The organism is Lysinibacillus sp. EB106-09-02-XG168, assembly GCF_058791475.1.
In genome coordinates this window covers 48,249-61,567 of the sequence record NZ_JBYTDN010000003.1, presented here as the reverse complement: position 1 = coordinate 61,567, position 13,319 = coordinate 48,249, and the positions used below count along the sequence as shown (strand labels likewise).

At 36.2% G+C, this 13,319-nt stretch carries 15 protein-coding genes and 1 pseudogene; 1 reads left to right on the top strand and 15 read right to left on the bottom strand.

Translation table 11 applies throughout. From position 1 onward, the window contains the following. Positions 1–133: 133 nt before the first annotated feature. Positions 134–904, bottom strand: a complete 771-nt coding sequence (locus AC3WSO_RS01455) for a TatD family hydrolase (protein WP_492528138.1) — start codon at positions 902–904, stop codon at positions 134–136. A gap of 251 nt (positions 905–1,155) precedes the next feature. Beyond that, positions 1,156–3,132 (bottom strand): methionine--tRNA ligase, encoded by a 1,977-nt coding sequence (gene metG / locus AC3WSO_RS01450; protein ID WP_492528136.1) that lies wholly within the window; start codon positions 3,130–3,132, stop codon positions 1,156–1,158. A gap of 436 nt (positions 3,133–3,568) precedes the next feature. Between metG and abrB the strand changes: the two genes are divergently transcribed. Further along, entirely contained in the window at positions 3,569–3,847 is a 279-nt protein-coding gene (gene abrB / locus AC3WSO_RS01445; protein WP_492528134.1) for a transition state genes transcriptional regulator AbrB, read from the top strand. Positions 3,848–4,390: 543 nt separating this feature from the next. On the opposite strand, the gene rsmI is transcribed toward abrB, so the two are convergent. The 13 genes and pseudogenes from rsmI to AC3WSO_RS01380 form a co-directional block, all read right to left on the bottom strand. Further along, positions 4,391–5,263, bottom strand: coding sequence for a 16S rRNA (cytidine(1402)-2'-O)-methyltransferase (gene rsmI, locus AC3WSO_RS01440; protein WP_492528132.1), 873 nt, complete (start codon positions 5,261–5,263; stop codon positions 4,391–4,393). Then, on the bottom strand, positions 5,260–5,523 hold the full coding sequence (locus AC3WSO_RS01435; RefSeq protein ID WP_492528130.1) for a GIY-YIG nuclease family protein: 264 nt from the start codon (positions 5,521–5,523) through the stop codon (positions 5,260–5,262). Before AC3WSO_RS01435 ends, rsmI begins: the two co-directional genes overlap by 4 nt. Next, on the bottom strand, positions 5,507–6,256 hold the full coding sequence (locus AC3WSO_RS01430) for a tRNA1(Val) (adenine(37)-N6)-methyltransferase (protein WP_492528128.1): 750 nt from the start codon (positions 6,254–6,256) through the stop codon (positions 5,507–5,509). Before AC3WSO_RS01430 ends, AC3WSO_RS01435 begins: the two co-directional genes overlap by 17 nt. A gap of 63 nt (positions 6,257–6,319) precedes the next feature. After that, positions 6,320–6,676, bottom strand: coding sequence for a DNA replication initiation control protein YabA (gene yabA / locus AC3WSO_RS01425; protein ID WP_492528126.1), 357 nt, complete (start codon positions 6,674–6,676; stop codon positions 6,320–6,322). A 27-nt stretch (positions 6,677–6,703) separates the two neighbouring features. Beyond that, complete coding sequence (locus AC3WSO_RS01420) at positions 6,704–7,519, bottom strand: PSP1 domain-containing protein (RefSeq protein WP_079563667.1); 816 nt, start codon at positions 7,517–7,519, stop codon at positions 6,704–6,706. Continuing rightward, on the bottom strand, positions 7,512–8,516 hold the full coding sequence (gene holB / locus AC3WSO_RS01415; RefSeq protein WP_492528124.1) for a DNA polymerase III subunit delta': 1,005 nt from the start codon (positions 8,514–8,516) through the stop codon (positions 7,512–7,514). Before holB ends, AC3WSO_RS01420 begins: the two co-directional genes overlap by 8 nt. A 175-nt stretch (positions 8,517–8,691) precedes the next feature. Then, the gene (locus tag AC3WSO_RS01410; RefSeq protein ID WP_079563665.1) at positions 8,692–9,132 is read right to left on the bottom strand and encodes a YaaR family protein; all 441 of its coding nucleotides are present in this window, start codon (positions 9,130–9,132) and stop codon (positions 8,692–8,694) included. Positions 9,133–9,219: 87 nt separating this feature from the next. Continuing rightward, a complete protein-coding gene (darA, locus tag AC3WSO_RS01405; RefSeq protein ID WP_049667342.1) occupies positions 9,220–9,549 on the bottom strand; it encodes a cyclic di-AMP receptor DarA in 330 nt (109 codons plus the stop codon). 207 nt (positions 9,550–9,756) lie between these two features. Continuing rightward, positions 9,757–10,386 (bottom strand): dTMP kinase, encoded by a 630-nt coding sequence (gene tmk / locus AC3WSO_RS01400; RefSeq protein WP_492528122.1) that lies wholly within the window; start codon positions 10,384–10,386, stop codon positions 9,757–9,759. A gap of 17 nt (positions 10,387–10,403) precedes the next feature. Beyond that, a complete protein-coding gene (locus tag AC3WSO_RS01395; protein ID WP_492528120.1) occupies positions 10,404–11,828 on the bottom strand; it encodes an aminotransferase class I/II-fold pyridoxal phosphate-dependent enzyme in 1,425 nt (474 codons plus the stop codon). A 90-nt stretch (positions 11,829–11,918) separates the two neighbouring features. After that, the gene (locus tag AC3WSO_RS01390) at positions 11,919–12,455 is read right to left on the bottom strand and encodes an HXXEE domain-containing protein (protein WP_492528118.1); all 537 of its coding nucleotides are present in this window, start codon (positions 12,453–12,455) and stop codon (positions 11,919–11,921) included. A gap of 195 nt (positions 12,456–12,650) precedes the next feature. Continuing rightward, positions 12,651–12,881, bottom strand: coding sequence for a hypothetical protein (locus tag AC3WSO_RS01385; RefSeq protein ID WP_492528116.1), 231 nt, complete (start codon positions 12,879–12,881; stop codon positions 12,651–12,653). 201 nt (positions 12,882–13,082) lie between these two features. Then, positions 13,083–13,172, bottom strand: a pseudogene (locus tag AC3WSO_RS01380) (TetR/AcrR family transcriptional regulator); the annotation flags it as partial. Positions 13,173–13,319 lie beyond the last annotated feature (147 nt).

Below are 13,319 nucleotides of genomic sequence, written 5' to 3'. Positions count from 1 at the left end.
AAACGCCTCCTTAATATACAAGGTTGGATTATACGTACTAGATTTGGCACTGTCAACCCGAATGTATTTCTAAAAAAATTGACAACGCCTTTTTAGCCAACCACAAACCTAGTATTGGAGGCGTCTCAGCTAGTTAATTGTCAATCTTAAAAAATTTTTTCGCATTGGTTGTCGTTACCTGTGCAATTTCCTCAATCGTTAAACCTTTTAAACGTGCAATTTCTTCTGCAACTAACGGTACGAAAGCTGGTTCATTACGTTTTCCTCGATATGGATGGGGCGCTAAATACGGTGCATCTGTTTCGATCATCAAATGCTCTACTGGTATTTCTGTTGCCACTTCTTTCGGCATTCTCGCGTTTTTAAATGTCACCGGTCCACCAAGACTAATCATAAAATTCATAGCAATACATTCATGTGCGGTTTCCACGCTGCCACTAAAGCAATGCATAACGCCTCCCACGGAAGCTGCATTTTCATCTCGTAAAATTTGAACAACATCCCCAGTTGCATCTCTGTTATGAATAATGATTGGTAAATTCAACTTTTGTGCTAAATGAATCTGCTTGCGGAAAAGCGCTTGTTGAACATCTTTTGGTGATTTATCCCAATGGTAGTCCAACCCGGTTTCACCAATACCCACTATCTTTGGATGTGCTGCTAATTCCTCAATCCAATCTAAATCCTCTTGTCTACAATCAATGGCGTCAACTGGGTGCCAGCCTATAACACCATAAACAAAATCATATTGCTCAACTAGTTGCATTGTTTTTTCAATGGTTTTGCGATCAAAACCAACAACAACCATCGTTTCTACCTTGGCCTCAAGAGCCCTATCTATAACCTCTTGTAAGTCCTCTTCATACTGATCTGCGTTTAAGTGTACATGTGTATCAATAAACATCTTCATTCTCCTAACATAGATTTTATTAAAAATTATTATTTCGCATTTTACATAACTGTTACAATTTTATTACAAAAAATTTTGTATTATAACATTACGCATAACCAAAGACCCTTTATTTGTTACTATTTACCTAAAAACATCTAATTTTTACCGTAAATAAATTATTTCAAGATAATAAATCACTCATTTTTATATGGATTTTAAAAGCCTGCTGAACTTTTTTATTCAGCAGGCCTTCCTAAAATTGTTTACTTTACTTTTGCGCCATTCTCTAGTTTTGAATCCACCGATGCTAATTTTAAAATTCCATCTTTTTCACCAGCTAGAATCATCCCTTGCGATAATTCACCGCGTAATTTAACTGGCTTTAAGTTAGCGACTACAATCACTTTTTGACCAATTAATTCATCTGGAGAATAGAACTTTGAAATACCTGAAACTACTTGTCGTTGCTCATATCCAAGATCCACTTGAAGCTTTAATAATTTGTCTGCTTTCGGAATCGTTTCACACGCTGTTACAGTGGCTACACGTAAATCCACCTTCATAAAATCATCAATTGTAATTTCAGGAATTTCTGGAATATCCGCAGCTTTCTGCTCACCTTTTGATTCTTCTTCTTGTGGAGTTTTCACTGAACCACGCATTTCCTCACGAATATACGTAATTTCAACTTCATTTTCTAAACGAGGGAAAATCGGAATCCCTTTTTCTACCACTTTAATGTTTGCTGGAATAGTATTGCCGAATGTTTCAATTGTTTCCCATGCTAAGAATTTGTCATCCAACCCTAATTGTTCAATAATTCGTTTAGGAGTAGATGTCATAAATGGTTGTAACATGACAGCAATTTGGTGTAAACTTTCCGCCAAATTTCGCATAACAGCTCCTAATTTTGGCTTATCAGTTTCCTCTTTAGCTAGCACCCATGGTTGAGTTTCATCTATATATTTATTTGTTCTTGAAACTAGCGTCCATAAGTCGGCTAATACGACACTAAATTGCATTTTTTCCATACTTTCTTCATATTTAATACGAACTGATTCAGCCTGTTCTTTTAAAGCTGCGTCAAACTCTGTCGATTGAAGATTTTCAGTTGGAATAATGCCATCGAAATATTTATTAATCATTGAAATAGTACGATTCAATAAATTTCCTAAATCGTTTGCTAAGTCGAAGTTTGTACGTTCAACAAAAGATTCTGGAGAAAATACACCATCAGAGCCGAATGGTAACTCACGCAATAGGAAATATCGTGTTGCATCTAAACCATAACGCTCTATTAACATTTCAGGATAAATAACATTGCCTTTTGATTTAGACATCTTACCGTCTTTCATCATGATAAATCCATGAGCAAACACTTTTTTAGGAAGTGGTAAATCTAGTGCCATTAAGAAAATTGGCCAATAAATAGTATGGAATCGAACGATATCTTTACCAACTACATGTACATCTGCCGGCCAATATTTATTGAATAATGTTTCATCCTCTGATAGATAACCTAATGATGTTATATAGTTAGTTAAAGCATCTACCCATACATAAATTACATGTTTAGGATCTCCTGGAACTTTAATGCCCCAATCAAATGATGTTCTTGAAACAGATAAATCTTCTAGCCCTGGTTTAATAAAGTTATTAATCATTTCATTTTTTCGAGATTCAGGCTCAATGAAATCAAGGTTTTCTTCATAATAAGCTAAAAGACGATCAGCGTATTTCTTCATATTAAAGAAGTACGATTCCTCTTTAACTTTGTGTACTGAACGACCACAGTCTGGACAGTTACCTTCTACTAATTGTGTCTCAGTAAAAAATGATTCACATGGTGTACAATACCAACCTTCATACTCACCTTTATATATATCACCATTATCTAAAAACTTTTGGAAAATCTTTTCGACAGTTTTCGTATGACGCTCTTGCGTTGTTTGAATAAAGTCATCGTATGAAATGTCCATTAATGCCCAAAGTTTTTTTGCAGCATCTGCAATTTCATTTACGTATTCTTGAGGATGCTTGCCCGCTTCAGCAGCTTTTTCTTGAATTTTTTGCCCATGCTCATCCATTCCAGTTAAAAAACGTACATCATACCCGAGTAAACGTTTATAACGCGCAATTGTATCTGATGCTACAGTTGTATACGCTGTACCAATATGGAATTTCCCACTTGGGTAATAAATAGGGGTTGTTATATAGAATGTTTTATTTTGTTCGCTCACTAGAACTGCCTCCATTGTTTCACAGTATACTATCTATTCTAACTAAGTACGAAATTCGTTTCAACTTCTTTCAGCGGGTGTCACGTAATCAGAAAGGTACTAATATAGGATGTTAGCCGATTCCGGACGTAATTATGCCGAGGTATAATTGGTAGAAAGTTTCTTGTACGCGAAAAATGTCGAATAATATAATTAATCCATTTAATGTCTTAAATAAGAAGCTTTTTTACTATAAATTAAAATATATAATAAAAACCTTTTAAAAAAACCAAAATATCTGTTTTCTTCTCAAAAATTTTTTTCGAAACAATAATATTAGTGCATTAATTAATTGACGTTTATGGCATTACTTGGTATGATAACAATCAGACAAGGAATTATGTCGAAATTTGACGAAATACAAATATAACTTTTAACATTAGGAGGAAATATAATTATGAAATCAACAGGAATCGTTCGTAAAGTCGATGAATTAGGTCGTGTAGTAATTCCAATCGAATTACGCCGTACATTAGGTATTGCAGAAAAAGACGCTTTAGAAATCTATGTGGATGACGACAAAATCATCTTAAAAAAATATATGCCTAACATGACATGTGCTGTAACTGGTGAAGTTTCTGATGATAACTTCCGTCTAGTTGGCGGTAAATTAATTTTAAGCCCAGAAGGCGCAGAAATGTTAGTGAATGAAATCCAAGCTAACTTAAAAAAATAATTTGATACAATTTGATACACACCTAAATCAACCACAGTGATTTGGGTGTTTTATTTTTATCCATTTCTCCTTAGCGTAATTGCTTTCAGAGGCGTTATTATTCAATAGAAGATAACTATAATATAACCAATTTTTAAGTCCCTTATAATGTCCATGTCAGACCTTTCATAGTTAAGAGTACTATTTTTTACAATTATTATCAATTAAATAGTTTATATGCTTATCACTAAAGGTTTGACATGATATTTGTTAAAACGTATACCATGTATTGGAATGAAGGTTGGGCGACACCTTGGGGATCAGCGATATAGAAGAACGAAGGCTAAAAGAATCACGTCCTGTGATAACGCCTTCGTGACCAACATCCTGATGGCCCGAGATTCTGAAGCGAGCCTGTGGATGAAGCAGCTCATCGGACGGCCAGGAAAGCGCCCAGCCGGAACGGAAATCAACCATACGTTTTGGTGATGAGCTATTTTTATAATTACCTATTTAGATATACAAAAAAGAGGTGCCTATATTAAGGCGACCTCTTTCTTTATATTAACTATGGTATTCATTATAGATTTCACGCTTGGCTACTTGACGTAGTTTGGCTACTTCTTTTATAGCTTCTTTTGATGTAACACCCGTTTGATCAATAATATAATCAACATGTTCAACAATAGACATTGTCACCCAATAGGCTTGTTCATCATTTTCTTCCTCAGCATTTTCGTTTCCTTCAAGGACAATACAAAATTCTCCTCGAATTTCCTCTGTTTGTGACCACTCGACTGCTTCAGCCAACGTACCACGTAAAAACTCTTCGAATTTCTTAGTTAACTCGCGAGCTAATACAATTCGACGATTACCAAGAATAAATTCCATATCTTTTAAGGTTTCCTTTAAACGGTGAGGAGCCTCGTAAAACAAAATGGTTTCCTGACGTTTTTTTAATTGCTCTAATTGCTGTCGACGTTCCTTTTTCCCTCGATTTAAAAATCCATAAAAGAAAAATGGTTGCGGTGTTAATCCAGAGGCGATTAATGCTGATATTGCAGCATTGGGACCTGGCACCGGCACAACCGGAAAGTCTTGCTCAATTGCTTTTTCGACTATATCTGCACCAGGATCGGAAATACACGGTAGACCAGCATCACTAACTAATGCAACTGTTTTTCCTTCACGTAAAAATGCTAATAGCTTCTCTCCCCCCACTTCTATATTATGTTCATGATAACTGATTAGTGGTGTTGCTATATCAAAGTAGTTGCAAAGCTTTTTGGTATTTCGTGTATCCTCAGCAGCAATAATATCCGCTTCCTTTAAAATACGTAACGCACGCACGCTCATATCCTCTAGATTTCCAATAGGTGTTCCAATTAAATATAAACAACCTGTATGATTGTGCATTGTACTTTTTTGAGATTTCATAACGCATCCCTCCCTATATATTTCATTTTTTGCGTTCGTGTTAGCTGTTTAAAAGCATATTCTGCACGCATCGCCTCTTGTTTCGTATCGAATTCCTCTACATAAATGCATTCCACCGGGCCTCGTGCTCTCGTATATTTTGCTCCCTTACCAGCATTATGTACAGCGACACGTCTGTCTACATTATTCGTGTAACCAGCGTAAAAGGATTGGTCGGCACATTCTAGCACATAAAAATAATGGTTACTTTTCTTTTCCATAAAGAATTTCTCTCACTTCTGCTGTATATTCATTATCCGCATTATACACATACAGGGGTGGTAATATTTTCAGATCCGGTTTACCGTCCTTAATTCCTTCTATTAATAGTGTGTTGGCCTCCTTACCCTCTTTCGGGTAAATAAGTTGCATACGTTTAGGCTCTATACGATTCGCTCGCATTGCCGTAACAATATCCAACAACCGGCCAGGACGATGAACAAAAGCGGCCTTTCCGCCCTGTTTTAATAATTTACTTGCTGATTGTATTGATTCCTCTAACGTTAGATATAGTTCATGACGGGCAATAGCGTAATGCTCACTTAAATTTTTATCACTAGCTTCATGTGCTAAAAAATATGGTGGATTACATGTTACAACGTCATACTTTTCAATACCAAGCTCCTTAGGAATTTCCTTCACATCACCAAGGACCATATGGATTTGCTCTTCCAACTTATTATAACGGATACTTCGATCAGCCATATCAAATAAGCGTGGTTGAATTTCTACTCCTATAATATGACCCTTTGTTCTAGCACTTAGAAAAAGTGGGATTACACCATTACCTGAGCATAAATCAACAATTTTTCCTTTATGGTGTGGGACATTGACAAATTTCGAAAGTAGCACTGCGTCCAATGAAAATGAAAATACAGAAGGGCTTTGAATAATACGTAAATTCTCAGCTAATAAATAATCTAACCGTTCATCATCTTCCAACCATTCTTCCATGTTTCTTCCTCCTACTATACAAAACAAAAGACTGACACCACTATAGTGGGAATCAGCCTTCTATTACACATTTTGTTTATTTAAAAATGATAGACAAAACAGACAGTCTTCACCTTTACGTGAACTTCCGAAATGAACATGACAAACATGGAAGCCTTCATGGTACAAACGTGCTAGGTTATCATAACCCTCGCCAATATCTAACGGATTCTCTTTCTTCTCATCAGTAGTCTGTTCAGAGTTTTCATTAGAAAGTAATTCTTCTAGACGTGTACGAAGGAGATGATTTTCTGTTTCGAGTGTCTTATGCTCCTCCATCATTAACGCTACAAATTGTTTCAATGCACCAAATTGCTCCTGCATTGCTTCGAGCTGTTGTTCGAACTCCATAACGGTATCTAAGAAATTACGGTCCTTCACCCAAGCCACCTCGTTCAGTTCTCTATCTTATATAAGATTTTTTTCGCATGCTAGCAGTTCTTCTAGTGTATACTCGACTGTACGCTCCTGCTCATGTAAATATACTTGAATGAGTCTCTCTAGTACATTTAAACCTACAACTTTACCTCGTCCATCTGGTGTCATCGTCAATTCACCGATGTCTGGCATGCCCTCTTTCGCTTCCTCATATTCATCATTTTCATATTTCAAGCAGCACATTAAACGACCGCAAAGACCTGAAATTTTAGATGGGTTTAAAGATAGGTTTTGATCTTTAGCCATTTTAATAGACACTGGCTCAAAATCCCCTAAAAATGTTGAGCAGCAAAGCATCCTACCACATGGACCAATACCACCTAACAACTTCGCCTCATCACGTACACCAATTTGACGAAGTTCGATACGTGTTCTAAAAACGGAAGCTAGATCTTTTACAAGATCTCTGAAATCAACGCGTCCTTCAGCCGTAAAATAAAAGATGATTTTATTACGATCAAATGTATATTCAACATCAACGAGCTTCATTTCTAAATTATGCTCAATGATTTTTGTACTTGCTAGTTCAAATGCGCGCTTTGATTCGGCAGCATTTTCCTCTACTTGAATACGATCACGTTCATCCGCTGGTCGCAGAACTTGTTTAAGTGGTAAAACAACATCATTATCCTCAACAACCTTTTGAGGGACAACTACTTTACCATATTCTACACCGCGAGCTGTCTCTACAATAACATATTGACTGTCCTCTAGTAGATATGATGCTGGATCAAAATAATATATTTTACCCGCTTTTTTAAAGCGGACTCCAACTACATTATACAAATGTATACCCCTCCTGCAGATTTAGCATTAACTGCTCCATCATTAACGTCCTATTCATGTTACGCTGTAAAGATGAACGTGCCTGTAAAATAGACTCCATTTGACTAGATAGACGTTCATAAGTCGAATGTAACGCTGCTTCTTTAAATGTCTGTAACATGTCTGGGTAAGTACAAGCTGATTCGGGATTAGCTTTTATTGACACTATATCACGGTAAGCAAATAGTAGTAAATCTAATGCTTGCTCCATCTCGCCTTTTTCTTTAAATAGTGGCAACCATTCTTCATGTACAACAAGCATTGCTTCATGTACGTTCTGGCGAATTGCCTCTACTAATTTTAACACTGTTTTTCGAGCATGTGCAAACTGCTCATCATTTGCTAAAATCATAGCTGTTTCGAGCTCGTTCGTCATCATGCTCACTGTAGAAGCCATCGAGTAAGAAATATTATTATCTTGTAAATGCTTTAACAATAAATGTCGAGGCATTTTTTGAAATTTAATATGCTGACAACGAGAGCGAATCGTTGGTAAAACTGACTGCATTTGCTCCGTTAATAAAATCGCAGTTACCTCACCATCAGGTTCCTCTAAAAATTTAAGAATCATGTTTGCAGATGCAATATTGAGACGGTCTGCATGATGAAGTACATAAATCTTACGTCCCTCTTCAACACCCATCATCTTCATTTCTGCAATTAATTCACGTATTTGATCAATTTTTATAAATTGACCCTCTGGATAAATTTGATGAATATTCGGATGATTTCCCGAATCAACACGTCTGCAATTTCGACATGTTTCACATGGAACATTTTGAATTGGTTGCTCACAAAGCATTAATTTGACAAAAAACTGCATAATATCTACTTTGCCTGTCCCTTTTTCACCATCAAAAATGTATGCATGTGCTAATCTATGTTTGTCAAAAATCGTTTGAAGTTGCTTCATTACGACTGGTTGCAGTGCGAATAGCTCTTCAACATTCTTGGCCATATATTAAAATTCCTTCCTATATCAATTACACTCATAGCATAATTGTTTCCTATTGCCTTTTTCAGTACAGAAATATCTACAGTTTTAGAGCAGATAGATTAGTTTCATCGTGAATTGAGTTCATACCATTCAGTTTGAAAAAAGCCCGCGCCTACAAGAGAACGAGACACGGGTTTTACATATACAAATTAATTAATAAGCCTTTTATCTCACCGATTTTATCGAGAAGATCAATTGCTTCCTTTTCTTCATCTAAAATATCTTGAGCAAGCTCCACAAGTCGCGTATCAATAGTTTCAATAATTTTTAAGCGTCTTCCTTCACCAAAACGATTCCATGAATGCGATTGTTTTAAATCCATACCATGCTCTACTGTTTCTTGTAGAAATCGTTTAACAAGCATTTTAAAACGAGCAAGCTCTCGTAAATTACGCGATCTTGCAACACGATCACCTGCTGTAGAAATATCCCCTAGCAATCGCGTAAGCTGTTCAGTTTGCAATTTAGTGCCTTGCTTGACGACCATATCTCCAAATCGGTTATTTTGATTATTGTTATGCAGTGGTTCTTTACGATTAGTATTTAACCCGACACGTATATCTTGATTGATCTTCAAGCTGTTTCGCCCCCACTTGCTTTCTTTACCAAATACACAAAAGCTAAATTATAATGTGTTTTTCTTCCCATTTTACGTGGCAATAATTTAAAAATGATGGAACTGTTCAATTGGTAATACAAAAACTGTCGCTCCACCTACCTCTACCTCCACAGGATAAGGTATATAGGAATCTGTATTCCCGCCTAATGGCGAAACAGGTGCTACCATTTGTTCTCGTGCACGACAATTATCACGAATAATATCTAAAACTTTGGGTATGAGAGAGTCTTCCGTTCCAATAAGAAACGTCGTATTTCCAGAGCGTAAAAATCCTCCAGTGCTCGCTAATTTAGTTGCGCGAAACTGATTTTTCGTTAAAGCATTCGATAAGCGGCTGCTATCCTGATCTTGCACTACAGCTACGACTAACTTCATTCGCACTCACCCCTTCGATAAAATTCATCTAAATAGATTTTAGTTACCTTTTCCGTGACATACGTTAGAGTTCCTCTGTTTCAGTAGGTGTTTGGAACATCTACTGAAATAAAACTACTTCTTCATTCATCTCAAAACATTTTCTGAATGAAAATAAGATTATAGTTGTTACCATTATATCACATTGTGGTAGACAACTTCATGCATTTACTGTATTGCTTCATATATTAATGACCATACATCTTCAACAACACGATCAATATTTTGGTCCGCATTGACGACATGTATGCGCTCAGGATAACGCTCCACCAGCTGTAAGTACCCTTCCCGAACCTTGTTATGAAAAGCTAAGCTTTCAACATCTAAACGATTGACCTCTCGCTCTCCATGGGCATGAATCCGTGCCAATCCAACCTCTGGTGCAAGGTCAAATAAGATTGTCACATCAGGTAACTTCTTACCGATTGCAAACTCATTAATAGATAATACTTCATCAACGCCGATACCACGTGCATATCCTTGGTATGCTAAAGAGGAATCGATAAAGCGATCACAAATAACCATTTTTCCAGCATCCAACGCAGGTCGAACTTTTTCAAAATAATGCTGACTTCTCGCCGCTGCATATAATAACGCCTCTGTACGCTCATCCATGGCTGTATGTTCGGGGTCTAAAATTACGCTCCTAATTTTCTCAGCAATCTCAATACCACCAGGTTCTCTCGTTGCTAATACATCAATCTTTTTCTCTGCAAGTCGCTCGGCTATTTTTTGAATGACTGTTGTTTTTCCAGCACCTTCTGGACCTTCAAATGTAATAAATAAATTGCAATTCATGCTGTTATAGCCTCCAACTATTTAATGATCTTAATCATCTTTTCTTCTAAACGGTGATTTCCTTGAAACGTTGCACCAGTAGCTAGTAATTCCTCTAACTGACTTAACTTTGCCACGGTTATTTTTTCTCCTGGAACAAGCAGTGGAATACCAGGTGGATACGGAATAATCATACTTGCGGAAATACGCCCCATCGTTCGCATATACGGTAACCATTCTGTTTCCGCCTTTTCTATTTCATCAAATGTATAGGACGGTTCCGTTATGGCCACAAAATTATAGGCCGTTTGTGAAGCAGTTACGATTTCCGACTTTGGTGTACTTAATAACAATGTTATAGCCTCTTTAATACGGACACGTATTTCTGCAAATGGATAGATATGTCCCTGTTTCAACAAAGGCAGCACAAGCAATACTTGATTTGCATCTGCTAGTTCTGCATATACATGCTTTGCTTCTAATGCTTCCTGTAATTGAAAACCCGTATAGCCCTTAACACGCAATAATAATTTGATAGGGTCGTCTACCTCAATAACTTCCAAAGAGCCAATAGCTTGTAATGCCTCAATCCATTGATTTCTTTTTCCTATTATATATGCACCGTCACTCTCCATATATGTCTGTACATAATAGCGTGCATCATCTAAAGAAGCCAATAAAAGGTAGGATGGGCTGCTAGATTGTAGCATACGTAAATAGTGATTTATTTTGTCGACATCGACAAAGTTAGAATTAACATGCATAAAGGATGCCATTGTCATCGCTGGCAATGTTTTATGCGCAGACTGTACTACTATATCTGCACCAAATGTCAATGCAGATGGCTGAAATAAAGTACATGCACTAAAATGAGCTCCATGTGCTTCATCCACTAAAACAGGAATACCTTTCTCATGACAATACGCAATCTGCTGCTGTATTTCTTTCGATGTCATACCATAGTAAGTAGGATACGTTAATACTACTGCACGTGCCTCTGGATAATAATCAACTGCTTCTTTTAAATCTTTATAAGAAACATGGGTTGCCGTTAATGTTCGTTCATCCCATAGCGGGGATACAAATACAGGCTTTGCTCCAACAAGCTCAATCGCGTGAAATATGGACTTATGTGCATTACGTTGGACAATAATCGTATCACCTTTTTTACATGTAGCATAAATCATTGCTAAATTCCCAACTGTAGATCCACCTACTAAAAAGAAACTTTTCATCGCCCCATAAGTATCTGCCAATAAGTTTTCTGCTTCTAATATCATTTCCTCTGGGTGATGTAAGTCATCAAGACCTGATAATTCAGTCACATCATAACGCATTACATCTTTAAAGGGCTGAGGAAGATAGGATAGTTCTCCGTGTTTATGCCCTGGTACATGAAAGGAAATATTTTGTTGTTGTTGAAAGCGCTCTAATCCTTCTACAATCGGCTTTTTCTTTTGCAAAACAAAACACCCATTTCCGTTATATTCTTATTTAATTATAACACTTACGTTAGAAAAAAATTTATTGAATGAATATAAATAAAGTGAAATTCATATAACCTTTTTCCCGATCCAATGTGCTAGTAATGCAATAGGGATCAATAAAAGACAAAATGGCAAGCAAACAAAAATAATGTTCCATGTTATGACGTTATTAATTAATAACGAACGATACAACATTAAACTATATGGAATGACGATTATCAAAGATGTGAGTGCACCTGGTGTAATAGAACGAAGAAAAATAGACTGTGCAAGGTGAGTGAACGCATGTAGAAAGTAGGTTAGCGTAACAACAGTGAAGAAGTAGATATCTCCGAACGGCCCTTGATTCACATATTGATTTGCTACAAAAGTGGAACTACTTACAAACATAAATACTACGACTACTGCTACGGCAAACTGTGCTGTCGACATCGAAAACTGTTTAATAACTTGATTAGCAATTTTTTTCGGTAATCTTTCATACAAAACCATAGAATTCTTATTTAACCACTTTTCAACCATAATGATTTCTTCAAAATCATGGAGAATAAACATAATAGGGAATAGCCAAATAAGTGTTTGAATACCTATCCATTGCTCCATAATGATTCCTCCTTTTTAAATTACATTGAGTAATTACTCAAATTTTTCTCAAAAAAAAAGCTCCTTCTCGATAACATGTGGTTAATTTCCGTTTTGATTGGTCGCCTTCCTGGTGCGTGCGTTCGATTTTCACTACAATTGACTTATACAAATTGCATAAGTTTTAACACATCTCATCCACAACGTTTGAAATACTTAATGGGAAATTTGCATTCCTTTTAAAATAAACATTGCTATCTCCTCAATGTAATCGTAATTTCTAATTGGCTTTTTTTCTGCTTTTCTTTCTTCAACTAAAACATTCGTTAATATGGTTGAAAGAAACATTGAGGCTGCCGTTTCCACTGTCTTTTTTTCTACAGTACCTGAAGAAGCTCTTATTAAAAGTGAACAAGCCTGCTCACCCATTATACTTATAAAATCCACAATATCCTTACTAACAATTGTGTTCCGCACTATTTCTGGGGACCAAATAAAAGTTAAAAAGCTTTTATTACATGATAAAAAATTGGCATATAATTGGCCAAATTTAATTAAAGCCGTATATGGCTCCTCCTTCGAAAGCTCTTTTATCTCATTTTGTAGAGAGTTAACAAATGAAAATTCATGAATAAGATAGTTAAGAAGTTCATTTTTATCTTTAAAATAATAAAATATAAGCCCCTCTGCTACTCCGCTCTTTATTGCTATTTCTTTAGTAGTCGTTGCGGTAAAGCCCTTTTTAGTAAAGCTCTAATGACACTTCCAAAATTTTATCCTTCTTTGACACCAAACCTTTTCACCACCAATTTATTTTTTAAGTGTTTACTCAAATATAAAGGTCAAAAAAGAATTTTGTCAAGTTATTCCAGGATTAGCGGCAAA